Origin of the sequence: Thioclava sp. GXIMD4215, assembly GCF_045291555.1 — a bacterium.
Lineage (GTDB): Bacteria > Pseudomonadota > Alphaproteobacteria > Rhodobacterales > Rhodobacteraceae > Thioclava > Thioclava litoralis.
Map to the genome: position 1 here is coordinate 619506 of NZ_CP149515.1, position 25851 is coordinate 645356.

Consider the following 25851-nt stretch of genomic DNA (forward strand, 5'->3'; position numbering starts at 1 on the left):
CATCTTACTTGTTGTCTGCCGGTTTTTTCTCGGCTTGGATTTTTGCGTTGGACGCTTTGACTTCGTCAAAGGCAGCCGTAAAGCCAGACAGCGAGATCGTCACATTAACCTTCTGGGTCGGTGCGGCCACCGGAACAATGGTCATTTCAACCTTGTTGCCTTTTTTATACTGGTTCAGCTCTTCGGGGGTCAGACCGATGCGCGCAAAACAGCCCGCCTGAGCACAGAAGGTAAAGGGATAGACCTTCGGCTCGTTCCCATCGAGCTTCATGACCACATTCTGGGTCAGCAGCGTTTCCAGCGGCACCATGATGGTGGCACCAACAGCTGCGCGCGAATTATCGGGCAGCGGGAACATCGAGATATCGGCAACGTTATTGCCGGTCTGATCTTTCAGCAGCTGATAAAGCTGGCAGGGATCCGAACCGTCTTCGGTATGCACGCATTGCACTTTCCAATCGCCATGAGTCGAAGCGATATAGGTCGTGCCGGGGCCGTCTTTAGCAGGCTCTTTAGCGTCTGCAGCAGCGTCACCGGAAGCTGCGGGCGCCTCTGTCGCCGGTGCGGCTTGCGCGGGTGCGGCGGGGGTGTCGGTTGCCGGCGCTGCATCTTGCGCCATTGCGAACGAGGCGGACATGCTCAGCGCGCAGGCGAGCATCAATGTCTTATTCAGATTGGTCATAATGCCTTTCAATCCTTCATTCGGGCCAATCATGGCCGTCGCGGTCAGGCATAGCACGGAGATAAGAGAGTGTCAGGGCAAAATCCTTGTGATCAAAACCAAGCGAGGCAGGTCGTGAAAACGGAACAGGATGGTCTGAAGTAAGAAAAGGGCCCGATTTTTCGGTGCCCTTTTCAAGAGGTTCCCCCTGTCGGACTTGGCCGACGTCGTCATTTAAGGCGACGCTAGAAGCCTCTTGGAAACTCGTCAACAGGCTTTGCGCATGAAACCTGTGTGACACAGTGAATTTTCAAGCGATTGCACAAAAAAAAGCCGCACCTAGATGCGGCCAGTCTGACAGGGAGGAAAAATCAGAAAAAGCGATGCTCAATTCGCCGTCCTGATATCTAGAAGACTAGGGGAAGATACTTAATTTTTCGTTGCCGTCATTGAACGTAGATTTTACCCTCACTCAACTGCCAGAGTTCGAGAGTCCAGCATGAGTGATCTTTCCCGCCCGACACGGCCCAATACGCTGACAGAAACAGGGATTTTCGTCGGCGGCGGCGGTATCGATTATCAAGACGTCCAGTCCCTGCGCCTTGACCACGGCAACCGCCACGGCCTGATCGCAGGTGCGACAGGAACAGGAAAAACCGTTACCTTACAGGTTCTTGCAGAGGGTTTCAGCGACGCTGGCGTGCCGGTTTTCATGGCGGATGTCAAAGGCGATCTCTCCGGATTGGCCCAGGCCGGCAGTGAGACAGCCAAGCTTCACAAGGCTTTTCAAACGCGCGCCGAAACCATTGGGTTTGACATCCGGTATCGCGCCTATCCAACTGTTTTCTGGGATGTTTTCGGCCAGCAGGGCATTCCGGTACGCACGACGATCTCGGAAATGGGGCCGGTTCTTCTGACACAGCTTCTTGGACTGTCGCCGGCGCAAGAAGGTGTATTGCATATTGCCTTCCATCTGGCGGACCAAGAAGGCCTGGCCCTTCTCGACCTTGATGACCTGCGGGCGCTGCTTCTGTACGTATCTGAAAAAGCGGATGAAATTCAGGCACGCTATGGCAATGTCGATGCCCGTTCCATCGGCGCGATCCAACGCCAGTTGCTTATTCTCGAAACGGAGGGGGCCGGAGTTTTTTTTGGCGAACCCGCGCTATCGCTTCCCGACATGCTGCGGAGCGCACCTGACGGGCGCGGCCAGATCAACATTCTGGCTGCAGATAAACTTATAAATTCGCCAAAGGTTTACGCGACATTCTTACTATGGCTTCTCTCCGAGCTATTTGAAACTCTTCCAGAGGTTGGCAACCCCGAGAAACCTGTTTGCGCCTTTTTCTTTGACGAGGCCCATCTGCTTTTTGACGACGCCCCCAAACCCTTGCTGGAGAAAATCGAACAGGTCGCGCGTCTGATCCGCTCCAAAGGGGTAGGCATCTATTTTGTGACGCAAAATCCGACGGATATTCCGGATGATGTTCTCTCGCAGCTTGGGAATCGGGTGCAACATGCGCTGCGCGCGTTCACCGCAAAAGATCAGAAAAATCTGGAACGCGCTGCCGAGACATATCGCGACAATCCGCGCTTTTCGATCCTCGATACACTTCGGGATGTCGGGACAGGCGAGGCTTTGACCTCGTTTCTGGATCGGAAGGGCATTCCGGGCATCGCCGAACGCACATTGATCCGCCCGCCCATGTCAAAGCTTGGGCCGATAACGGATGTCGATCGGCAGGCGCTCATCCGGTCCTGCGATCTTTTTGAAAAATACCGGCAACCGGTCAACCCCGACTCTGCCTACGAGATTTTGCAACGCCGCGCGGGCCAGAGTCAGGAAAGCGTCCAACCCAGCGAGGAAAAAGCGCATAGCCATGCCCGCCGCTATAGCGGAACCCATTCTAAATCCAGCTCGGGCAGCGCAAGAAGAAGCTCTGATACAATTCTGGAAACATTTGGAAAAAGTTTTGCGCGCCAATTAGGAAGCCGTAGCGGTCAGGCATTGGTGCGGGGCCTATTGGGATCTCTTTTCCGCAAATAGCAAAGCCGCCCATCCCAGGGATAGGCGGCCCGAATGTTATCATGCAGCGTGCCGCTATACCGCTTGCGGCCCGCAGCGCGGCAATTCACACAGAATGGCGGCCAGCACATCGATATGCCGCGCGATGCTGTACCGGCCTGCCTGCAATGGCGAGACCCGCCTGAGCGCGTCCAGTTCGGCCTCCTGCACCAGCAGGGTTTTCAAAACATCCCCTGAGCTCCCGAGAGGCGTGATCCCCGAAATACGCCGCAGATCGCGGTCGCGACGATAGTGTTTTGCGCTGTAACGTGCCGCCTGAAGAAGCAGGCGGGGACGGCGGATATCGATTGCGAGAGAGTCCGATACTGTCACTTTTGCCTCCATTTTTCCCGAAGACAAATGCTAATCAACCTCTGGGTGTGTTGCGTGTTTTTGCAAAGGACCGTGCGCAGGTATTGGTAATCTTTATCAGATTCCGCCCGAACATTCCCTTCCAAACATGGTTAACAAATAGACGGCACAATTCTGTGAATGACACTTATTCAACCTTTGCGTGCCGCCACCTTTTTGGGAGAACCGAAATGCATTCTGACTTGCGTCATGGCTCCGTTCCTAATTGGTTAACAAGCTACGCGAAACTGTATCTCAACCATGTCGAAGACGGGATCTCGATTCGGCAACTGGCCCGCCAAGAGGGCTGTCACGCCTCGACCATTCTGCGGCGTATCCGTCGCATCGAAGAACGTCGCGAAGATCCTCTGGTGGATGCGGCTCTGGAACATCTGCGCGATGGCGGTGCGTGCCTTGCGCTCCAAGATGACACGCCTCCGAAGAGAGACGATATTGTCGATTTCTCCTATGAGTCCCGTCGCGTTTTGCAACGTCTGACCGAATTTGGCGCCTTGCTTGTGATGGCCTCCAATATGGACAAGGCTGTTGTGCTGCGCGGCACCGTGCGGTTAATGGTGGTCGAGGTCGGGCTGGCGGAATCCCTTGCGTTGCGCAACTGGATTGCCGTCAAGCATCAGGGCCGTGTGACCAGTTACGAGATCACGCGGAGTGGTCGCGATGCCTTACGGTTGGCGGCGGGCTCCAAGCAGGGCAGCAAGCCGGGCGCACATCCTGAAGATCCGGAATGCGAGACAACCGCCCGTCGCCCCAGCATCAACACTTCCGAAAGCCCTTTGGGCATTCTTGCGCGGCGGCGTGACAGGGATGGCAAGCCGTTTCTGGGGGCCGAGCTTGTTGCCGCGGGCGAGCGGCTGCGCGAGGATTTCGAACTGGCGCAAATGGGGCCGCGCGTGACGCAGAACTGGGACCGCTTCCTGACGGCGGGCATTTCGGGGGGGCTTTCGGTGCAGGGCAATCTCGAATCCGGATCCGAGGCAGCCAAACTGCGGGTCGGCGCGGCCTTGCAGGATCTGGGGCCCGGACTGGGCGACATCGTGCTTCGTTGCTGCTGTTTTCTGGAAGGGCTGGAGACGACCGAGCGGGATATGGGCTGGTCGGCGCGCTCTGGCAAAATCGTTTTACGCATCGCTCTGATCCGGCTGCACCGCCATTACGAGGAACGCTATGGCGGCAAAAGCCCGTTGATCGGTTGATCCGGCGCCCGAACCTTGGGGCGCATGCCATGTTGAAGGCCCGAGAGATCTCCATCTCCCGGGCCTTTTTCAGGTCTTACACACTCCGCTACGCGCCAAGGCGAAAAGGCCCGAAAGGCTCTTGCGGCATCTTATCCCTGAAGCGCCTTGCGCACACCCGCCGCATAATCCGGATGCACACGGTTCAGCACGGACAGCCAGCGTTCCGTGACCGGCGTGGAACAGGACGCCATCGCTTCGGCCATATTGTGATGCAGGCGGTCGCGTTCGGCATCATTCATGACCTCCAGATAAAGCGCGCGCGGCTGGATATAATCGGCATCCGCATCTTCTTGCACATAGCGATCGGCATTGCCGTCAATCCGCAGCGGCGGTTCCTGAGCCGCAGGGTCCGCAACGGCCGCTTCCTCATACTGGTTGGGCGAATAATAGGCGTCCGGATGACCGGTCTGCTGCGAGAAAAACCGCATCGCACCGTCTTTGTGATAGTGATGCACCGGACATTTCGGCGCATTCGCGGGCAGGGCCTCGTAATGCGTGCCAAGGCGGTAGCGATGGGCGTCGGCATAGGAAAATACGCGCGCCTGCAGCATCTTATCAGGGCTATAGCCAATGCCCGGCACCTTGTTCGAGGGCGAATAGGCCGCATTTTCCACCATCTGGAAGTAGTTGTCCGGATTGCGGTTCATTTCCAGAATACCCACTTCGATCAACGGATATTCCTTATGTGACCAGACCTTGGTCAGATCGAACGGATTGAACGCCAGCGTCTCGGCCTCTTTCTCGGGCATCACCTGGATCATGAAACGCCATTTGGGGTAATTGCCCGCCTCGATCATCCCGAAGAGATCTTCCTGATAACTCTCGCGGGTTTTGCCGATCAACGCTCCGGCTTCGGCATTGGTGTAATGGGCATGTCCCTGCATGGTGCGGAAGTGGAACTTGACCCAGAACCGCTCGCCCGCCGCATTCCACATGGAGTAGGTATGCGACCCATAGCCATTCATATGGGCGGGGTTTTTCGGAATGCCGCGATCGGACATCAGGATCGTTACCTGATGCGCACATTCGGGACTTCGTCCCCAGAAATCGAACATTGCTTCCGGAGAACGCATATTGGTGCGGGGATGGCGCTTCTGGGTGTGGATGAAGTCGGGAAACTTATAGGCATCGCGCACGAAGAAGACGGGCGTATTGTTGCCCACCATGTCCCAATTTCCGTCCTCTGTGTAGAATTTCAACGAGAATCCACGCACATCGCGCTCTGCATCGGCGGCTCCGGCCTCTCCGGCGACGGTAGACCAACGCGACAGGACTTCGGTCTGTTTGCCGATCTCCGAGAAGAGCTTGGCACAACTATATCGTGTAATGTCATGTGTGACAGTAAATGTGCCTTGCGCGCCCCAACCCTTGGCATGGACGGTACGTTCCGGGATGCGCTCGCGATTTTGATGTGCAAGTTTTTCAATCAATTGATAGTCTTGCATCAAAACCGGCCCGCGCGCACCTGCGGTTTCGGAGGTTTCGTTCGACACCCAAGGGGCACCCGCACTCGTTGTTAATTTGCACTTATCGGTCATTTGTTCCTCCGCTTTGCAAATTTAGCCTTATTCCTTACGACGGAACTATCCGGCAGATACGTGATAAAGGGAAATCGGTAATACTTAGATTAGCAATAAGGTAGTCTTATGAATATCACCCTGCGCCAGTTGCAATACATGCTAGCTCTTGAAAAATTTAGGAATTTTTCCAGGGCAGCGGAGTCAGTCCATGTCACCCAGCCGGCGTTGTCGATGCAGGTCCGCGAGCTGGAACAATCACTCGGGCTTACATTGGTGGAACGCCGTCCGCGCGATATCCGACTGACGCGGGCAGGGCGCATGGTGATTGATCACGCACTCCGGATCGATGCCGAGCTGAAATCGCTCGAAGCCGATCTGCGGCGCGGGCAGGGGCAGGTGAACCTTGGTGTCATTCCGACGGTTGCGCCGTATCTGATGCCCTCGGCGCTGCCCAGACTGCAATCTGTCCAATCGGGGTTCAGGCTGCGCGAGGCCCAGACGGCAGAGCTTCTGGAAGATCTGCGCAAGGGGCGTCTGGATGCCGCCGTGATTGCCACGCCCGCTCCCGAGACCGAAGAGATCGAGCTGTTCGAGGATCATTTCCTGCTGGCAGGTCTGCCCGAAGCACTGGAGCGCATGGCCGGTCTGGCTCCGGATGCGCTGGATCCGGGCGAGCTTTTGCTGCTGGAAGAGGGGCATTGCCTGGCCGATCAGGCGCTCAAGGTCTGCAATGTGAACCGCGAGGCACAATCGGTCGATCTGGGGGCTTCGTCGCTCTCGACGCTCTGCGCCTTGGCGGCCAGCGGCATGGGCGTGACCCTGATCCCCGAGATCGCCGCGATGGCCGAAAAGAACTCCAGCCCCGATCTGGCGCTCTCGCGCTTTGGCGAGCAACCCGGTCGGGTCTTGCGCCTTGTGCGTCGTGCCGATGCGGTTGATGATGGCGAATGGTTCGAAAACGTGGCCAATATCCTGCGCGAGGCGGGGCAGTCCGTGATCGACAAGGCGCGTAGCGAATTCCCCGTCGCCGGAAGTTACCGTCGTCCGCGCCTGCAAGCGGCGCAATAAGAACGGGTGCAGGGTGTGCGCAGACCGAAAGGCTGATATGCGCAAGCTGTCAGGCGGGACGATCTGTCGCACTCTCCGTTGCATTCGCCGGAATTTGGGCCTATGTGCTGGTTCAAAGCCGAAAGGATACCCATCCCATGCGCGATCTCAAAATCCCCGACCAGCGCCACCCGGAAAAGGCACACCGCCCCGATAATGCCCAGCCCAAGAAGCCGGACTGGATCAGGGTCAAGGCGCCCACATCGGCAGGCTACAAGCAGACGCGCGATCTGATGCGCGAGAACAAGCTTGTGACCGTGTGCGAAGAGGCCGGTTGTCCCAATGTGGGCGAATGCTGGTCGCAGGGGCACGCCACCATGATGATCATGGGCGAGATCTGCACGCGCGGCTGTTCTTTCTGCAATGTGGCCACCGGCAAGCCCGACGCGCTGGATGTGTTCGAGCCGGGTCGTGTGGCCCATGCCGTTGAAAAGCTCGGCCTGAAGCATGTGGTGATCACCTCGGTGGACCGTGACGATCTGGAAGATGGCGGGGCAGAGCATTTCGCCCAGACCATCCGCGCGATCCGCCATCGCAGCCCGTCAACCACGATCGAGATCCTGACGCCGGACTTCCTGAAATGCGGGCCGGAAGTGCTCGAGAAGGTCGTCGAGGCGCGTCCCGATGTATTCAACCACAACCTCGAAACCGTGCCGTCGCTTTACCCGACAGTGCGTCCCGGTGCGCGCTATTTCCACTCGCTGCGTCTGTTGCAACGCGTGAAAGAGCTGGATCCGGCCATGTTTACCAAATCGGGGATCATGGTCGGCCTTGGCGAAGAGGCCCATGAGGTCCGTCAGGTCATGGACGACATGCGCTCTGCCGATATCGATTTCCTGACGATCGGTCAGTATCTGCAGCCGACGCCCAAACACCATGCCGTGGCAAAATTCGTGACGCCGGAAGAATTCAAAGCCTACGAAAAGGCGGCCTATTCCAAGAGCTTCCTGATGGTTTCGGCAACGCCGCTGACCCGTTCGAGCTACCATGCGGGCGATGATTTCGCCCAGCTGCGTTCGGCCCGTCTGGCGAAACTCGGTCGCGCCTGAGCGCGATGGCACAGGCAGAGCTTTTCGCGCGCCTGTCCCGATCCAGATTCAGATCCCGCTTTCATCTGGGCCCGCGCGAGCGGGCCTATTGCGATGCAAAGGGCCGGTCGGTGATTATGCGCCATGCGCAGGATTTCATCGCTATGCGGCTGGCCCCTGCATACCCGCATAAGGACGGCAAACAGACCCCGATGCGGGGCCATCCGGTGTTTATTGCACAACATGCCACCGCCTGTTGTTGCCGTAGCTGTCTGGAAACGTGGCACCATATCCCGCAGGGACAGGCGCTAACGCCTGCGGTGCAGCAACGTCTTGTCGCCATAGTGATCGCATGGGTGGATCGCGAGATGGGCTTTGCCCCCGGCTCTGCGGACGCAAAGCGACAAAATCCTGATTCTATTTAAAAAACCATATATGGCATTAACCAGACATTCGAACATTTGAGACAGGATGGCCTCATCTCTCTGGCCACGTGTTTCATCTGTGAGTTTGTATGTCGACCACCTATACCTTTGTTGGTTACAGCACCAGCGACTTCCAGCTTGTCAGCGGGGGGTATCGGCTCCGGCCGGACTGGGAGGCGTCAACCAACGGGCTGACCTATACCTTCACCGATGATGACAGCCAGCTATCGGGCGATACGGCCACCGATAACGTCAGCAATGACAACTTCCAGCATCTGGAGATCCGCGATTCCAGCGGCACGTTGATCACCTCGGGCACCGCCTATATCGAGGATGCGTTCAACTATACCGATCCTAGCGGCAATCCGCAGGTCTTCTATACCGTCAAGATCGGCAACACGATCGTCGGCTATCTCGCCAGTTCCGAGATCCAGCCGGGCGTCGTTATGTCGCCCTCGTCAACCACCAACACCTCGGGCGTCAACTATTCGGCGATCCATTCGGCAAGCTACAGCTCTACCGGCAATAACACGATCATCGGCGCGTCCAATGGCGACTCGCTCGCGGGTGGCACCGGAGATGATTCCATCACCTCCAATGCTGGTGCCGATACTATTGATGGCGGCGCGGGCAATGACACCATCTATTACGGCCAAGGCGGGGCCAGCTCGCTTGATGGCGACAGTGTCAGAGGCGGCGATGGCGACGATATCATCGACGACATCAGCGGAACCAATAACTGGACCTATAACGATACGATCGATGGCGGTGCGGGCAACGACACCATCTGGTCCAATGCCGGTGCGGATTCGGTCCTCGGGGGGACCGGCAATGATGTGATCTACGGCGAAGGAGACAATGACACCCTCTACGGCGGCGATGGCAATGACTTCATCAGCGGCGGAACGGGCAATGATCTGCTTTATGGCGATGCGGGCAATGATACGCTGCTCGGGGATGAAGGCAACGACACCATCCACGGCGGCGACGGCGCGGATGCGATCACGGGCGGCAGCGGCAATGATTCCCTTGATGGCGGGGCCGATGCCGATGTCTTCTTCTTCGGCGATGGCTGGGGCATCGACACGGTGCTGGGCGGCGGCACGACCACCACCGGTTCGGATAACGACATCCTCAATTTCTACAGTCTGGGGCATGGGGTCACCATCACCTCCAGCGATTTCGAGGATGGCTCCGCCACCGATGGCACCAGCAGCCTGACCTATGACAATATCGAAGGCTATGTCGGCTCGAATTATGCGGATTCGCTGGACGGTGCCCTCGATGGGTCGGGCTTTTACGCCAATATGGAGGCGGGGGACGATACCGTTCAGGCGGGTGCGGGGGACGACACGCTCTTTGGTGGCGATGGCAATGACAGCATCGATGCCGGTGCGGGCAATGACTATGTGGATGGCGGGGCCGGAAATGACACCCTGCGCGGCGGCGCGGGCAATGACACGCTTTGGGGCGGCACCGGCCAGAACCAGCTTTATGGCGATGCCGGAGACGACCTGTTCGATCTGCGCGCAACCGACGGGGCGAGCAGCATCTATGGCGGGGCGGATTTCGATACGGTCTCGCTCTCGGGCGGGGCCGCAGAGGTCAGCTGGACCTCCGACCCCAATGGTGTCGGCACCATCAGCTATGATGGCGGCAGCACTCTGACCTATTTCTGGGATGTCGAGAAAATCGACGGTACCAGCTATGATGACCAGTTCGATGCCGGTCTGGCCGGCAGTGGCGTCAATATCGATGCGGGCGCAGGGGCCGACAAGATCGATGGCAGCGCCTATGCGGACACAATCAATACAGGCACGGGGGATGATACCGTCTATGCCGGTGCTGGTGATGACATCGTCTATACCGATCACGGCAATGATGTCGTTTATGGCGAGGCGGGCGATGATTACCTTCATGGCGGTGCCGGCAATACGACGCTTGACGGGGGCGATGGCAACGACACGCTGATCGCCGGAACCGGTGCCAATTCCCTGTCAGGCGGCGCGGGCAACGATTCCCTCGTCGGCTCGACCACCACCGGACAGGACACGCTGGATGGCGGTGAGGGCAATGACACGATCCTTGCCGGTCAGGGGGCCAATCTTATTTATGGTGGCACCGGCGACGACCTGATCACAACAGGCGACGGTGCGGATACGCTGGGTCTGGCCGATGATTTCGGCTCTGACATCGTCACCGATTTCGACATGACCGATAGCGGCGACGGGCATACGGTCGACCAGCTCGACGTGTCCGCACTCACCGATACCAATGGCGATCCGGTGAATGCATGGGATGTGGTGATCAGCTCGGACGGGGCAGGCGGCTCGGTTCTGTCTTTCCCAAATGGCGAGACGCTCACATTGCAGAATGTGGACCCGAGCCTGCTATCCACCGCGCCGCAGCTCTATTCCATCGGCATTCCCTGTATCGCGGCGGGGATGCAGATTGCCACCCCCGAAGGGCCGCGTGCCATCGAAACCCTGCGCGCGGGCGATTTCGTGCAGACGCAGGACAAAGCCGCGCGCGTGCTCTGGGTCGGGCGTCGCGATCTCGGGGAGCAAGACCTGAAGACCCCCCGTCTGCTGCCGATAGAGATTCGGGCCGGATCACTGGGGGCGCATGAAAGGATCGTGCTGTCGGGCCAGCATTGCGTCTGGCTCAGGACCGAGACCGGTCCGCGTCTTATCCGTGCCAGACATCTGGCCGATTGCGGCTGGCAGGGGGCAAGGATCATGCGCGGCAAACGCCAGATCAGCTATATCCACCTGCTGCTCGAAACGCATTCCGCCGTTCGGATCAACGGTCTCTGGGTCGAAAGCTTCTGGCCCGGCCCTGTGGGGTTTCAGGCGCTGTCGCGGCAGGACCAGATCTCGTTGCTGCGCACCTGTCCGCAGCTTGCGCCCGCGCTACTGGGCAACTGGCCCGTGCAAAGCCTCTACGGGCCGCAGATCGCCCCTGTGCTCGCACGCAAAATGGTGACCCCCGAACATCTCCGGCGCTGGCGGGCGATGGCCCAGCCTGTCACCTGAGACAATTTGCCCTTACGTTGCCTGCATCATGGCGCTTGTGGGGAGATCTTCATCTGCGTAGGCGAAGCATGCTAGCGTTCATCGCCAGCGGTGAGAGTCGCTTTCTTCAGCCAAAAGGGGATCATCGTGATCATCCGCAAACGCCCCACAATTCTGGGGCTGTTCTTTATCCTGCAAGGCTCGGTCGTCCAGATCATCTGGCCCCAGATTCTGGTGGTATTCGGCATCGGGATTGCCGTCGTTCTGGGGCATGATCATTTCCCCGATTATATCAAGGGCCTTGATCCCTCGCCCTTCGCACTGATCGGGATTGCGCTGTCGATCTTTCTCAGCTTCCGTAACGGCGCCTGTTATGATCGCTGGTGGGAGGCGCGCAAACATTGGGGCGTGCTGATCCAGTCCTCACGCGATGTGATCCGCCAGACCACCATGCTGGAAGACCTGCCCGAACGGAGCGCCCTTCTTCACAGCCTGATCCGCTTTGCGCATCTGGTAGAGACGCAGTTGCGCGGACACAGCCAGAACTGGCAGAGCGACGAGGCTCTGGCGCAGGCCGCGCGGATCGTGGGGCAGGCCGAACGCGAGGGCAAGCTGACCCATGTCGAGGCGCTTGTACTGCATGAAAGCCTGACCCGCCTGTCGCAATCGCTTCTTGCCTGCGAACGGCTGGCCAATACGCCGGTGCCCTTTGCCTATTCGCTTTTGCTCCACCGCACCGCCTATATCTATTGTGTCATCCTGCCTTTCGGCTTTGTCGACACGCTCGGGGCAGTGGCCCCCTTGGTGGCGGGGCTTGTGGCCTATGCGTTCTTCGGACTTGATGCGCTGGCCGAAGAGCTGGAACAGCCTTTCTCGGACCGCGTCAACGCACTGCCGCTGACAGCTTTTGCGACCGCCATCGAAATCTCGCTGAAACGCGCCTTGGGCGAAACGGATCTGCCGCAGATGCCCGAAGCCGTCGATTTCATCCTGCGCTGACACCCCTTGCAAGACAACGGGCAACCGCATGGTCCATCCGGTTGCCCCCGGCACAAGCCCGAGCCGCAATTACGTCTCCGCGGTCATAAGACGGCTGCGCCATCCGGACAGCCATCGCCACTGTCGCATCCCGCACCCTTTCCAAAAACATCCCTTACCACTTAGATGGTAAGGGATATTTCATCTCAAAACGTGCGATATGGAGGTATGACCGTCAGAACGGGATCTCGTCGTCAAAATCGGGACGGCTGCTGCCGCCACCGCTTTGCGACGGGCCGCCATAGCCGCCCGAGGACGGGCCGTCATCATAGCCGCCCGAAGAGGGGCCGCCATAGCCGCCGCCCTGACCTCCACCGTAACCGCCGCCACTTTGGCCGCCGTCATTGCGCCCGTCCAGCAAAGTCAGTTCGCCGCGATAGGGGCGCAGCACGACTTCGGTCGTGTAACGGTCCTGACCGGATTGATCCTGCCATTTACGAGTTTCAAGCTGGCCTTCGATATAAACCTTCGACCCTTTACGCAGATATTGTTCCGCGATTTTCGCAAGAGGCTCGCTGAAAATCGCGACCGAATGCCACTCGGTGCGTTCCTTGCGCTCGCCACTATTACGGTCACGCCAGTTTTCCGAGGTCGCGATCCGCAGGTTGCAGACCTTGCCACCATTCGAAAAGCTGCGAACTTCCGGATCACGGCCGAGGTTACCCACGATAATGACCTTATTGACCGATCCTGCCATCAAAAAACCTCCGCTGGCTGGCTGACATGCGACGCATGCCGCGATTCAAGTGATTGCGCCGGGTATACCAGACCGGCACGGCATGCAAAGCACGAATGCGCCTGCATGGCGGGTCACCCCGCCAAATCCGCGCGCCCGCACGCTTGCCCCAACGGCAGATTCAAAGGGTTTTCAACACGACGTTTTTGGGTATATTCAGCCGCAACCAAAAAAGCTGGGGACAGAGGATGATGCGGATGAAGGCTGCGGGGACGCTCCTTGCTTTGATCACTTGTGCCATCTCGGTGGCCAGCAGCCCTGCGATTGCAGAAGGTCTGCGCCTTTCAGGCGCCTCCAGCTCGAACCGTACCCAGCTTTTCCGCAACCAGACCCAGCTTCTGGATTCCCGTGCTGCCGGACAATATGAACACAGCTCGCGCCTGCGGCCCGATGGCAAGACCATCACGGCGGCGGTCATTCCCAGCTATACCGGAAAATATCGCGGGAAATACATGCCCATTGCGCGTGCTGCGGCCCAGAAACACGGCGTTCCGCCCGATCTGTTCCTGCGTCTGATCCAGCAGGAAAGCGGTTGGAATCCGCAGGCGGTCTCGCATGCAGGCGCGCGCGGGCTGGCCCAGTTGATGCCCGCCACGGCGGCCAAACTGAATGTCGATATTTCCAATCCGGAAGAGAATCTTGATGGCGGGGCGCGATATCTGCGCATGATGTATGACCGCTTCGGGAATTGGCGCCATGCGCTTGCCGCCTATAATGCGGGTCCGGAAGCTGTTGCCAAATATAACGGTATTCCGCCGTATCAGGAAACGATGAATTATGTGAAGGTCATTCTGGGCAGCTGAGGCACAGACCAAAGACCAGACATAAGAAAGCACGCGAAGTTCGCGTGCTTTGTCTTTGTTATACAGGTATTTATTACGGAATAATGCGGGTGTATTTGCTGCCCGCAAGCGACGCCCCCGCAATCAGACCGGCCTGACCGAAGACCAGCGCAATGACCGGCGCGCGCGAAGTGGTGGTGTCGGTGCCAAGCGAGCCGCCCCGATCGGGCAGCGCATATTTGGCATCCGCGCCAATCTGCCAGCCATCCGCACGGCGGAACCCCGACAAGGCTTCGGGGGTCATGAAGAACAGCGCATGCGCATATTGCTGCGCCCCGATCTGGAACCCGAAAGACGCCGAGGTCACGGCGTAATAATCAACCGTGGCGCCATTGATCCGCAGCGCACCGCGCCCGTAAGAGCCGCCAATGCCGAAGCCCGCCTCGGTCACCAGCGGCATGTAGAGAACACCGACCGCTTTGCCCATCAATTCCTGCGTCCCCGGATAGCGGTTCAGCAAATAATCACGCGTCGCGTCGACCCGCGCATCGATCTGCGGCCCGCCATTGGACCCGATCCCGTTGCCACAGGCTGCAAGACCGCATGCGGCGCCGCCCATAGCCAGAAGGTTACGTCTGGAAATCATCTCACTGCCTCTCGCTCGATTTCACATCGGGCTTGACCGCCCGCCTAGGTGGGGCGCACCCCTTTGTTTGAAAGACTAGCCCGAAAAATCGGGCCTGTCACTTCCTGTAAGGGGCTGTCGGCCTCGGGCCAAGCCTTGATCAGGCCCCGTTGGCCAAAGCCCGCGCGGCGGCGGGGGCGAAATAGGTCAGCACCCCGTCACAACCGGCCCGTTTGAACCCCAGAAGGCTTTCCAGCATCACCTTGTCATGATCCAGCCAGCCATTGCGGATCGCGGCCATCGCCATCGCATATTCCCCCGAGACCTGATAGGCGAAGGTCGGCACGCCAAACTCGTCTTTCACGCGGCGGCAGACATCCAGATAGGGCTGGCCCGGTTTGACCATCACCATATCCGCCCCCTCGGCCAGATCACGCGCCACCAGACGCAGCGCCTCGTCGGAATTGCCCGGATTCATCTGATAGGTCTTCTTGTCGCCCTTCAGGGCGCCCGACGCACCGACCGCATCGCGGAAAGGACTGTAATAGACACTGGCGAATTTGGCCGAGTAGCTCAAAATCGAGACATCGCGCCCGTAGCCCGCATCCTCGATCGCCTTGCGCATTGCCGCGATGCGCCCATCCATCATATCGGAAGGCCCCAGAATATCGGCACCGGCCTCGGCCTGAGCCAAAGCCATTTTCACAAGCGCCTCAACCGTTTCGTCATTCAGGATCACGCCATCCTTCACCAGACCGTCATGGCCGAGCGAATTATAGGGATCCAGCGCGATATCGGTCATAATCGCGATTTCCGGCACATGTTTCTTGATTTCGCGGATCACCCGATTGGTAATGTTTTCGGGGTTCCACGCCTCTTCGCACAGCTCCGTCTTCACCGCCGGATCGGTATAAGGGAACAGACATAGCGCCGGAATGCCAAGCTCTGCCGCTTCTTCCGCCGCACGCACCGCGCCCTCAATCGTCTTGCGAAACACACCGGGCATCGAAGGCACCTCGACATCGGCCCCCGCGACATCGGTGATGAAAATCGGCCAGATGAGGTCTTTCACGCTCAGACGGTTTTCTTGCACCAGATCGCGCAAAGCCGCCGTCCGGCGCAAACGCCGCATACGGTTATGAGGAAAAGCAGGAAAAAGCGGTGTCATTCTATGTCTCCGTTATTACAAACGAGGTGCCACGCAGCGGCCAGAAACTCAAGCCTTTTGACCGCGGGGATGCTTCCCTCTAGCCTTTGAATCGGCTAGAAAAAGAACACATCCACGCGATCAAGCCAAAAGAAGATAAAGAGTGGACTTCACCAACACCATATTCGCCCTGATCGACATGCACTCCTTTTCCAGCCTCTGGTACTGGATCATGCTGGCGGTCTGCTGGTCTTTTGCCGCCCATTTCGCGATGGGCATCCCCTATGATCTGGTCACCCAGTACCGGCGCAATGCCGAGACGGCGGACGATCTGGTTCTGGCCGCAGGGCTGAGCGCGCGCCGCCTGATCCGTTTCAGTCAGGCCAAGGCGGCGCTGACGGCGGGGTGGTTTTTCCTGACAAGCTTCCTTCTGGTCACAGGGTTTGGCTATGGCGCCGAACTGGCACAGGCCGCCTTTCTTTTGGGCGTGCCTCTCAGTTTTGTAACAATCATGACCCTTTACAACGCAAAGCTCTTGTTGAGCCTGAGCGAGAACGGGCAGGCCGAGGCGATTGCCAACTTTGTACATGGTGCGAGATTTCGGGTGCAACTTCTTGGAATGTCCGTGATCTTTGTCACTGCACTCTGGGGGATGCTGAGCAATCTGCTGTCACAGACCATTCGACTTTGGTAGGCGCGGCACCTATCTAACCCTGCGGACCGCGCCCGAGACGCGCATAGACAAAGGCCCCAAGCGATGACGCATTTCGTTCTTTCCGGCGCACCCGAAGGGTATGACGCGAAACTTCTGGTCCGCGAGCTGGAGCGTGGTCAAAGCGTGATCCATATCGCCCGCGACGACAGGCGGCTTGAGGCGATGCGTCTGGCGCTGGGATTTTTTGCCCCTCAGGTGACGGTGCTCAGTTTTCCGGCATGGGACTGCCTGCCATATGACCGCGTCTCGCCAAATCCCGAAATCTCGGCAGCCCGCATGGCGACCCTGGCAGCCCTTCAATCGGGGGTGCCAGGACCCTTTGTCCTGCTGACGACGCTTTCGGCGGCAATGCAGAAAATACCTGCGCGTCAGGTACTTGCAGATAATTCTTTTGTGGCCAAGGTTGGTGGGCACCTTAAGGATGAGGCGCTGCGCGGTTTCCTGACACGCATGGGATTTTCGCCTGTGCCCACGGTGTCGGAAGCGGGCGAATTTGCCCTGCGTGGCGGTATCATAGATATCTATCCCCCCGGAGAAAGCGGTCCCGTGCGTCTGGATCTGTGGGGCGATGTGCTTGACGGGGTGCGCCGGTTTGATCCGGCAACCCAGCGCACGACGGAAAAGCTCACTCGGATCGAACTGGCACCTGTCTCCGAGGTCATCCTCGACGAGACCTCGATCGCCCGTTTCCGACAGAATTATCGCGTGGAATTCGGTGCGGGTGGTGCCGAAGATCCGCTCTACGAGGCCGTCTCCGCCGGTCGCAAACATGCGGGCATGGAACATTGGCTGGGTTTTTTCCATGACCGGATGGAAACGATTTTTGACTATATTCCAGAGGCCTCCATCTTGCTGGACGATCAAATTCCGGTCTTGCGCGAGGCGCGTTGGGAACAGATTTCCGACCAGTATGACACCCGTCGCGAGGCGATGACACGGCGCGACAGGGTGGATAGCGTCTACAAACCCGCCGCACCGCAACTTCTCTATCTTGATGAAGCGGCGTGGGACAGCATCCTGAAGCCGCGCCGTGTGCTTGCCCTGCAAGTGCTCTCTGCACCGCCGGGACCAGGGATTCTGGATGCCGAGGCGCGGATCGGGCGCAGTTTTGCCCCCGAACGACAGATGGAAGACGTCAGTCTTTTCGGTGCGTTACGTGACCATGTTCAGACACGGCTCAAACAGGGGCCCGTAGTGATCGCCTCCTGGTCGGACGGCGCGCGCGAGCGGCTCAAGGGGCTGATGGAAGATGAAGGGCTACATATCGCGCGGCTGATTTCGGATGCGCGCCAGATCGGGCCGGGGGTCAACCTGACGGTCTGGACGCTTGATCAGGGGTTCGAAGCACCGCCCAAGGGGGATGATCCGGCGCTAACCGTGATTTCGGAACAGGACGTGCTGGGAGACCGGCTCATCCGCAAACCGAAAAAGAAGCGTAAAGCGGATAACTTCCTGACCGAAGCTCAGTCGTTGTCTCAAGGTGATCTGGTCGTGCATGTCGATCATGGGGTCGGGCGCTATAAGGGGCTGGAAACCGTTTCGGCACTCGGGGCGCCGCTGGATTGCATCTTGCTGGAATATGCGGGCGGCGACAGGCTGTTTCTGCCGGTCGTCAATATCGAATTGCTCAGCCGTTTCGGGCATGAAGACGGACTTCTTGACAAACTGGGCGGTGGGGCATGGCAGGCCAAGAAAGCCCGCCTGAAAGAGCGTATCCGCGAGATCGCAGACAAGCTGATGCGCATTGCCGCCGAGCGTTACCTGCGCAAGGCCTCGGTTCTGGAGGTTCCGCATCACGAATGGGAGGCCTTCGCCGCGCGTTTCCCCTATAGCGAGACCGATGACCAGCTTGCGGCGATCGAGGATGTGGTGGAGGATCTGAAATCGGGCACACCGATGGACAGGCTGGTGGTCGGCGATGTCGGTTTTGGCAAGACCGAGGTTGCCATGCGTGCAGCCTTTGTCGCCGCCAGTGCAGGGGTACAGGTTGCGGTGATCGCCCCCACCACGCTGCTGGCGCGCCAGCATTACAAAACCTTTGCCGAACGTTTCCGGAATACCGCGATCAATGTCCGCCCCTTGTCGCGCTTCGTGACCGCAAAAGAGGCCGCGGCAACCCGTGCGGGCTTGGCAGATGGCAGCGTCGATATCGTGATCGGCACCCATGCGGTGCTGGCCAAAGCGGTTCGGTTTATGAACCTTGGCCTGCTTGTCATTGATGAAGAACAACATTTTGGCGTCCAGCATAAAGAGCGTCTGAAAGAGATGCGCTCGGATATCCATGTGCTGACACTCACCGCGACCCCCATTCCACGGACGCTGCAACTTTCCCTGACCGGAGTCAGGGATCTATCCGTGATCGGCACACCGCCTGTCGACCGTCTGGCCATTCGCACCTATGTCTCGGAATTCGACACGGTGACCATCCGCGAGGCGCTTTTGCGCGAACGTTTCCGTGGCGGGCAAAGCTTTTATGTCGTGCCACGCATCACCGATCTGGCTGAAATCGAGGAGTTCCTGCGCAATGAGGTGCCCGAAGTCACCTTTATCACCGCGCATGGGCAGATGGCGGCGGGCGAGTTGGATGAGCGGATGAATGCGTTTTATGATGGCAAATATGACGTGCTTCTGGCCACGACCATCGTGGAATCGGGGCTGGATATTCCGACCGCCAATACGATGGTGATCCACCGCGCCGATATGTTCGGCCTCAGCCAGCTCTACCAGATCCGCGGGCGGGTCGGGCGCTCGAAGATGCGGGCCTATTGCTATCTGACAACCAAGCCGCGGATGCCGCTGACCCCGCAGGCCACAAAGCGGCTTCGGCTTCTCGGATCGCTGGACAGCCTTGGGGCAGGGTTTAATTTAGCTAGCCAAGACTTGGACTTGCGCGGCGCAGGTAACATTTTGGGTGAAGAGCAATCGGGGCATATCAAGGAAGTCGGCTACGAGCTTTACCAGTCCATGCTGGAAGAAACGATTTCGAAGCTGAAATCGGGCGAGCTGGGGGAAGATGTAGCCGATGGCGAATGGTCGCCCATGATCAATCTGGGTGTGCCTGTCACCATTCCGGAAAACTATATCCCCGATCTGGATGTGCGGTTGGGGTTGTATCGCCGTCTGAGCCAGATCACCACCAAGGTTGAAATGGAGGGCTTTGCCGCCGAGCTGATTGACCGTTTTGGCCCGCTGCCGAAGGAAGTCAACACGCTGCTACTGGTGATCCGCATCAAGGGCATGTGCAAGCGGGCCCATATCGGCAAGCTGGATGCGGGGCCGAAAGGGGTCACACTCCAGTTCCACAATGATAAATTCCCCAATCCCGCGGGGTTGGTGGATTATCTTACCACGGAACGTGATCTGGCGAAGCTGCGCGACAACAAACTGATCATCCGTCGCGACTGGTCCAATGACGCCGAGAAGATCAAGGGCAGCTTCGCGATTGCCCGTGATCTGGCCGCAAAAGTGCGCGAGGCCGAAAAGGGAGCGAAATAGAAAAGGCCGGGAAATCCCGGCCTTTACGCTTCATCCTTCACCCTGCGTGCGTGTCATCAGCAGCATGGCCAGCCCCGAGCAGACAAAGGTCGCGATCACCAGCGGCAGGACGGTGCCGTTGAAGGCCAGCCCGATAGGGGCCGCAATCATCACCGATCCCACGGTCGACAGCGCGGTGATCACCGAGGCCGCCATTCCCGCCAGATGCCCCACATTCTGCATCGCCAGAGCGTTGAGATTACCAAAGGTGACCCCCGCCATTGCAAAGACCGAGGTGAAGTAAAGGAAGAACACCGCAAAGCCCCAGCCGCTTTGCGGCATACCCGCAATCTGCAAAGCCAGCATGACCAGCGAAATCACCACCTGCGTGCGATACGCCACCGACACGATCCGGCGCATCCCCAGCCGCACGACAAGGCGCGAATTGAGGAAAGAGAAACTGCCCGCCATCAACGCCCCAAGCGCGAACCACCGCGGGAAATGATCGGTGACGCCATAGGCTTTATAAAGCTGTTCCGCCGAACTGACGGCTGCGAACATCTGAGAAAAGCCAAGGGTCATGATGACAATGTAAAGGCAGACCTGCCGGTCGCGCAGCACTTCGCTGGCACCGGCCACAAGCGCGCCCAGCCGCAGGGGACGACGGCGCTCGGGCGGGAGGGTTTCAGGCTGACGCAGGAACAGCCATGTCACGCCGATCGTCCCGAACAGACAGAAGACATAGAAGATGCCACGCCAGTCGGAAAAGGCGATGATGGCCGCCCCGATCGAAGGCGCGAGCGCCGGCACGATAATGAAGATCATCATGATGATCGAAGTCACCTGCGCCATTTCCCGCCCGCGATAGAGATCACGCACCAGTGCCATCGGCACCAGACGCGGGCTGGAGGCCCCGAACCCCTGAATGAAACGGGCGACAAGCAGCGCCTCGAGCGAATTGGCAGAGATCGCGATAATGGCACCGGTCATATAGATGACGATCCCAAGCGCGATTGTGACACGGCGCCCAATCGCATCGGAAATCGGGCCGACAAAAAAGGTTCCGGCCCCCATCCCGAAGACGAAGGAGGTCAGGATCAGCTGGGCCTTGTTCACATCCTCGGGGGTGAGGGCTGCGGCGATATCGCTCAAGGCCGGAAGCATGGCGTCAATCGAAAACGCGACTGTGGCGATCAGAGACGCCAGCATGACGGTGAACTCGCGCAGCGACAACGTCCTAGCCGTCTGCTCGAGGCTATGGTCCATATGGGTCATGTATATCTCGAAGAAGGAATGTTTGAGCCTGACTATAATAAGCAGCCTTGGCGCGTCCACCTTTTAGGACGCGCAAAAAAGCACAACCGGCAATATCAGATGTGCAGCGCCTGAAAGCCTCAGTTCAGAATGGCATCCGAAGGCGCGCCAGACAGCTCGTCGATCACTTTAAGCCACAGCTCTTTCGGCTGGGCGCCGGTGATGGCATGGGTGTTGGCCACGATGAAGGTCGGCACAGCGGTGATGCCGCGCTCGCGGGCATGGGCATCACGGCTGGCAATCGTGTCGCAATCGGCATCGCTGGCCAGAAGGCGGCCAATCATCGTGCCATCAAGCCCCGCCGCCTGCGCAATGCGCACCAGTTCGCGCGGATCGCCGATATCGCGCCCCTCATACCAATGCGCCGCCATCACGCCCTCCATCACAGCGGTCGCTTTCTCTTCCAGACCGGCCCAATAGACCAGACGCAGCGCATCCAGCGTGTTTGGCTGGCGCAGCACTTTCAGCGGGTCAAGCGGCAGGGCATCGGAGGCGGCGATCTCCAGAAGCTGCTGGTGCATCTTCACCGCTCCGTCCTGCCCGAATTTGGCCTGCAGGTAATCCGCGCGCGCCATGCCCTCGCGGGGCATGGAGGGGTTGAGCTGGAAGGGGTGCCATGCCAGTTGGAAAGGATGGCCGGGCCGCTCTGCGAGCGCGCGGCGCAGCCGTTCATAGCCGATCAGGCAGAAGGGGCAGACCGGGTCGGCAAAGATATCAAGCGCGATCATGGGCTTTCTCCAGAGGGGGCAAGACGTTCAGAACGTCTGTGTTTCAGGCCCGACCTCTGGCGTCAAGACGCAAGCTCACGCGGCGCCATCTTCCTCCTCGTCATCGCCGAAGTTTTCATCCTCGTCATATTCGTCTTCGCCATCGCCGACATATTTTGCGGAATTGCGGATCGAGTGGTCATCATGGGTCGGGTCCATCACCACATCCGAGGGCAGCTCGCCCGCCAGCCATTCGCGCAACTCTTCAGCAACATCTTCGGCCTCATCGCCGGTGGCGTCGCACACAGCCTTGATGAAAGCGCGCCGGTCGCCATCGATCTCTTCAAGGTCATCCTCGGTCAAGTCGGGCCAGCGATCAGTGATCGCCTCGTAAAACGCGGTCCAGTTCTGCTCGACATGGCTCCATTTCATGGCGTCCTCCTGAGTAGCAGCCCCTCATGACGGGGCATCGTCATCCTGTGGAGAGAAAGCCCGCCAATCGCCATTTGTTCCCAACTATCTGCCACCCCCGCAGGCAAGGGGGCAAAGCACGGCAAAGACGGGCAGCCTCCGGTCCAAGAACCGGAAAACGCACAAAACAAAAGGGCCGTTGCTTGCACATCGGCCCTTCTTCCAATGCGGCATATAGCAGGGCCCGCAAGGCCCGCCACAGACGCGTTCAGTTCATCCAGCCCTGCACGGTGCGCGCGCCATCGGACACGTCATCCCCGACGCCTGCAATCGTGTTGCACGCGCTCAGCGACACCATCAGAAGGCCAAGCAAAACGAGCTTTTTCATTTGTCTGCCTCATACCACCAAGTGTCGGGCATGAAGCCCGGCCAGTCACCATAGACCGGCAAGGTTTCGGGATAATGAAGGCTGGATTTATGTGCAAGCCTCGTGCTTTTGGAATACCATGCGGGGATCACATAGCGCCCCTGGGTCAGGATCCTGTCCAAGGCCCGCACTGCGGCCACGTATTCATCGTGATCAGTGGCTGCCAGCATATGGCGGATCATCGCTTCGGCGGCAGGGCTTGCCATGCCCATGTAGTTCCAGCTTCCCGGCTGCGCCACACCGGCAGAGCCCCAATAGAGCATCTGCTCGTTGCCTGGGCTCAGCGAGAGGGCGCGCCAGTACCATGTCATATCGAACTGGTAGTTGCGCGCGCGCTGGACATATTGCGCATCGTCGATCGTGGTCACGCGGGCCTTGACGCCGATCCGTTCAAGCGCCTGCACATAGATATCGACCACCGATTGCGGATCATAGGGACCGCTGCCATAGCCGCCGCCCTGACGCAGCAGGATCTCGAACTGGAACGGCTGGCCCGACGCATTGCGCAGCACCCCGTCACGCGCCACAGTCCAGCCTGCGTCTTCCAGAAGTTTCAACGCCTTGCGCGTGTTCTTTCGATTCATCTCCCGACCATCCGAGACGGGCAGGGGCGTGCCCTCCAGCGTGCCCGGGGCAAGCTGGCCGGCAAAGGGGGCCAGCAGAGCCTTGACCTTGCCGCTGGCAGGGCCGGGCTGCATGCCTAGCTCAGAGTTGGAAAAGAACGATGTAACGCGGGGTTCGGCGCCATTGTTGAGAGTCTTGTTGATGAATTCGAAATTGAAAACCTCGGTCAGCGCCTCGCGAACCCGCCAGTCCTTGAACAAGGGGTTGCGGGTATTCATCACCAGACCGTCAATTCCCGAAGGACGGGCATGCGGGATCTCGTCCTTGACGATCTCGCCGGATTGGGCGGCGGCAAAATTGTAGTTATTCTGCCAGCGCGCATCGCTCATCTCGCGCCACGCATCGACATCCCCAGCTTTAAAAGCTTCGAATATCACATTGCCATCCTTGAAATATTCATGGCGGATCGTGTCGAAATTCCAAAGGCCGTGATTGAAATTCACATCCTTGCCCCACCAGTCGGGATCGCGCTTGAAGCTGATGAACCGCCCGTTGGAAACCTGATCCACCACATAAGGGCCAGAACCGACCGGAACCATATCGGTGGTGGCCTCGAAATCCTTGCCCGCCCATTGCGCTTTTTCCAGAATAGGGCGCATCCCCATCAGCAAGGCCAGCTCGCGGTCGGGGGCGTTGAAGGTGATACGTACGGAGCGCGGACCGGTCTGGCGGATGTCTTTCACCTTGGCCCAGGCGTTCCGGTAGCGCGGATGCCCGTGTTCGCCAAGCGTCTTGTAGGACCAGATCACATCCTCGACGGTCACCGGCTTGCCGTCGGAAAAATGCGCTTCGGGACGGAGCGTGTATTCGACATAGCTGCGCGCCGCATCGGTATCGACGCTTTCCGCCAGAAGACCATAAAGGGTGAAGGGTTCGTCGATCGAGCGCGCCATCAGCGACTCGGTCACATATTGGCTGATTCCCGTCGCGGGCCGGCCAAGCAGAATCCACGGATTAAGAGAATCAAACGTGCCGACTTCGCCCAGTTTCAGCGCTCCGCCCTTGGGCGCGTCGGGATTTGCATAAGGCAGGTGGTCAAACCCGTCGGGCAGGGCAGGTGCACCGGTCATCGCCAGAGCATGCTGCGGTGCCGCAAAGCCTTTTGAGCCAATCAATAAAGGGCTTGCTGCAAGCATGGCACCTATAAGCATGCGTCTAAAGGCGGTTCGTTGCATCGCGATGATCCCGTTTCTGCTCGTGGTATTTGAAGGAAATCTAACGGAGCATTAGGGCTTACGCAATTTTCCCTTTGAAACTACGCGCAGTTCGGCCTATAACAAACTCACTGCTCGATAGGTTTCTTGCCTGTATGAAACCTGCCTCATGACTTAGCGCCCGCCTTGTGCGGGCGTTTTTTTTGGTTCTAACGGCAGTTCTTAGCCAGTTTCCCGCTGCAGTTGCATCCATTAACGTTTTGAACGCGCAGGTTTTTTAGGTCCAAATCAGAAAGGCACCAGCCCGGAAAGATCCGGCGGCACCTCGACGAAGCGGTTTCAGATAATAGGGCGCTTTTGCTTGATGCGATTCGTGAACGCAAGCGAAAAAACCGCACGGCTGCGTGAATAAGCGATTTTTCACGTGATTGGACCTTGCCAGATTCGGCCCTAGGATGATGATCGCAGGCATAATCCAAAGGAGGACCTCATGAGCCTAAACGGAAAAACTGCAGTTATTACCGGATCTAATTCGGGAATCGGATTGGGCGTCGCCCGCGAACTGGCCCGCGCGGGGGCGAATGTTGTCCTGAACTCTTTCACGGACCGTCCCGAAGATCATGAACTGGCGAAGAGCATTGCACAGGAATTCGGCGTCGAGGCGCGCTATATCAAAGGCGACCTTTCCAAAGGGGCCGAGGCGCGTGGTCTGATCGAGCAGGCTGGCACCTGCGATATTCTGGTCAATAATGCCGGTATCCAGCATGTGGCCCCGATCGACGAATTTCCCGTCGATAAATGGGACACCATTATTGCCATCATGCTCAGCTCGGCGTTCCACACCACGGCTGTCGCACTGCCGATGATGCGCAAGGCAGGCTGGGGACGGGTGGTCAATATCGCCTCGGCCCATGGCCTGACCGCCTCGCCCTATAAATCGGCCTATGTCTCCGCCAAACATGGCGTGGTGGGCATGACGAAGGTTGTGGCCCTGGAAACCGCGAAAGAGCCGATCACCGCCAATGCGATCTGCCCGGGCTATGTGCACACGCCTCTGGTCGAGGCGCAGATCCCCGATACGGCCAAGAAATACAACATGACCGAAGAAGAGGCGGTGGAGAAGATCATTCTGGACCGTCAGCCTTCGAAACAGTTTGCCACCGTCGAACAGATCGGCGGCACGGCAGTATTTCTTTGTTCGGACGCAGCGGAACAGATCACAGGCACCACGATTTCGGTCGATGGTGGCTGGACCGCCTTGTAAGATCGC

At 58.7% G+C, this 25851-nt stretch carries 22 protein-coding genes; 11 read left to right on the forward strand and 11 right to left on the reverse strand.

Annotated elements, in window-relative coordinates; genetic code table 11:
* Nucleotides 1-4 precede the first annotated feature (4 nt).
* Nucleotides 5-682, reverse strand: a complete 678-nt coding sequence (locus WDB86_RS02955) for an invasion associated locus B family protein (RefSeq protein WP_406736554.1) — start codon at nt 680-682, stop codon at nt 5-7.
* 478 nt (nt 683-1160) lie between these two features.
* Here WDB86_RS02955 and WDB86_RS02960 point away from each other — a divergent pair, with 478 nt between their 5' ends.
* A complete protein-coding gene (locus tag WDB86_RS02960; protein ID WP_406736555.1) occupies nt 1161-2708 on the forward strand; it encodes a helicase HerA-like domain-containing protein in 1548 nt (515 codons plus the stop codon).
* A 54-nt stretch (nt 2709-2762) separates the two neighbouring features.
* On the opposite strand, the gene WDB86_RS02965 is transcribed toward WDB86_RS02960, so the two are convergent.
* Nucleotides 2763-3059: a DUF6477 family protein gene (locus tag WDB86_RS02965; RefSeq protein ID WP_406736556.1), complete on the reverse strand. Its 297-nt coding sequence runs from the start codon at nt 3057-3059 to the stop codon at nt 2763-2765.
* 209 nt (nt 3060-3268) lie between these two features.
* On the opposite strand from WDB86_RS02965, the gene WDB86_RS02970 reads away from it, so the two are divergent.
* On the forward strand, nt 3269-4291 hold the full coding sequence (locus WDB86_RS02970) for a DUF6456 domain-containing protein (RefSeq protein ID WP_406736557.1): 1023 nt from the start codon (nt 3269-3271) through the stop codon (nt 4289-4291).
* A gap of 131 nt (nt 4292-4422) precedes the next feature.
* Here the strand turns inward: WDB86_RS02970 and WDB86_RS02975 are convergent, their stop codons facing one another.
* Complete coding sequence (locus tag WDB86_RS02975) at nt 4423-5871, reverse strand: catalase (protein WP_406736558.1); 1449 nt, start codon at nt 5869-5871, stop codon at nt 4423-4425.
* Between the two features lie 108 nt (nt 5872-5979).
* On the opposite strand from WDB86_RS02975, the gene WDB86_RS02980 reads away from it, so the two are divergent.
* From WDB86_RS02980 to WDB86_RS03000, 5 genes are all read left to right on the forward strand, one after another.
* Nucleotides 5980-6921: a LysR substrate-binding domain-containing protein gene (locus WDB86_RS02980; protein WP_339107307.1), complete on the forward strand. Its 942-nt coding sequence runs from the start codon at nt 5980-5982 to the stop codon at nt 6919-6921.
* Nucleotides 6922-7058: 137 nt separating this feature from the next.
* Complete coding sequence (gene lipA, locus WDB86_RS02985; protein ID WP_339107306.1) at nt 7059-8009, forward strand: lipoyl synthase; 951 nt, start codon at nt 7059-7061, stop codon at nt 8007-8009.
* A gap of 5 nt (nt 8010-8014) precedes the next feature.
* Nucleotides 8015-8413: a DUF4186 domain-containing protein gene (locus WDB86_RS02990; protein ID WP_339107305.1), complete on the forward strand. Its 399-nt coding sequence runs from the start codon at nt 8015-8017 to the stop codon at nt 8411-8413.
* 89 nt (nt 8414-8502) lie between these two features.
* Entirely contained in the window at nt 8503-11448 is a 2946-nt protein-coding gene (locus WDB86_RS02995; RefSeq protein ID WP_406736559.1) for a Hint domain-containing protein, read from the forward strand.
* 126 nt (nt 11449-11574) lie between these two features.
* Nucleotides 11575-12426: a bestrophin family protein gene (locus tag WDB86_RS03000; protein WP_406736560.1), complete on the forward strand. Its 852-nt coding sequence runs from the start codon at nt 11575-11577 to the stop codon at nt 12424-12426.
* A 214-nt stretch (nt 12427-12640) separates the two neighbouring features.
* Here WDB86_RS03000 and ssb read toward each other — a convergent pair whose 3' ends face one another.
* Nucleotides 12641-13162 (reverse strand): single-stranded DNA-binding protein, encoded by a 522-nt coding sequence (ssb, locus tag WDB86_RS03005; RefSeq protein WP_406736561.1) that lies wholly within the window; start codon nt 13160-13162, stop codon nt 12641-12643.
* 230 nt (nt 13163-13392) lie between these two features.
* Between ssb and WDB86_RS03010 the strand changes: the two genes are divergently transcribed.
* Nucleotides 13393-14004: a lytic transglycosylase domain-containing protein gene (locus WDB86_RS03010; protein ID WP_406737007.1), complete on the forward strand. Its 612-nt coding sequence runs from the start codon at nt 13393-13395 to the stop codon at nt 14002-14004.
* A gap of 73 nt (nt 14005-14077) precedes the next feature.
* Here WDB86_RS03010 and WDB86_RS03015 read toward each other — a convergent pair whose 3' ends face one another.
* On the reverse strand, nt 14078-14629 hold the full coding sequence (locus WDB86_RS03015; RefSeq protein ID WP_339107300.1) for a lipid-binding SYLF domain-containing protein: 552 nt from the start codon (nt 14627-14629) through the stop codon (nt 14078-14080).
* A 139-nt stretch (nt 14630-14768) separates the two neighbouring features.
* Complete coding sequence (hemB, locus tag WDB86_RS03020; protein ID WP_339107299.1) at nt 14769-15776, reverse strand: porphobilinogen synthase; 1008 nt, start codon at nt 15774-15776, stop codon at nt 14769-14771.
* 142 nt (nt 15777-15918) lie between these two features.
* On the opposite strand from hemB, the gene WDB86_RS03025 reads away from it, so the two are divergent.
* Both WDB86_RS03025 and mfd read left to right on the forward strand, forming a co-directional pair.
* The gene (locus WDB86_RS03025) at nt 15919-16449 is read left to right on the forward strand and encodes a component of SufBCD complex (protein WP_406720757.1); all 531 of its coding nucleotides are present in this window, start codon (nt 15919-15921) and stop codon (nt 16447-16449) included.
* 63 nt (nt 16450-16512) lie between these two features.
* Complete coding sequence (mfd, locus tag WDB86_RS03030) at nt 16513-19965, forward strand: transcription-repair coupling factor (protein ID WP_406736562.1); 3453 nt, start codon at nt 16513-16515, stop codon at nt 19963-19965.
* 30 nt (nt 19966-19995) lie between these two features.
* Here the strand turns inward: mfd and WDB86_RS03035 are convergent, their stop codons facing one another.
* The 5 genes from WDB86_RS03035 to WDB86_RS03055 form a co-directional block, all read right to left on the reverse strand.
* A complete protein-coding gene (locus tag WDB86_RS03035) occupies nt 19996-21219 on the reverse strand; it encodes a multidrug effflux MFS transporter (protein WP_339107296.1) in 1224 nt (407 codons plus the stop codon).
* Between the two features lie 119 nt (nt 21220-21338).
* Entirely contained in the window at nt 21339-21986 is a 648-nt protein-coding gene (locus WDB86_RS03040) for a DsbA family protein (RefSeq protein ID WP_406736563.1), read from the reverse strand.
* A 75-nt stretch (nt 21987-22061) separates the two neighbouring features.
* A complete protein-coding gene (locus WDB86_RS03045; protein ID WP_339107294.1) occupies nt 22062-22397 on the reverse strand; it encodes a hypothetical protein in 336 nt (111 codons plus the stop codon).
* A gap of 247 nt (nt 22398-22644) precedes the next feature.
* Entirely contained in the window at nt 22645-22764 is a 120-nt protein-coding gene (locus WDB86_RS03050) for an entericidin (protein WP_339107293.1), read from the reverse strand.
* A complete protein-coding gene (locus WDB86_RS03055; protein ID WP_406736564.1) occupies nt 22761-24602 on the reverse strand; it encodes an extracellular solute-binding protein in 1842 nt (613 codons plus the stop codon). The genes WDB86_RS03050 and WDB86_RS03055 overlap by 4 nt, the downstream gene beginning before the upstream one ends.
* Nucleotides 24603-25071: 469 nt before the next feature.
* Here WDB86_RS03055 and WDB86_RS03060 point away from each other — a divergent pair, with 469 nt between their 5' ends.
* The gene (locus WDB86_RS03060) at nt 25072-25845 is read left to right on the forward strand and encodes a 3-hydroxybutyrate dehydrogenase (protein WP_339107291.1); all 774 of its coding nucleotides are present in this window, start codon (nt 25072-25074) and stop codon (nt 25843-25845) included.
* Nucleotides 25846-25851 lie beyond the last annotated feature (6 nt).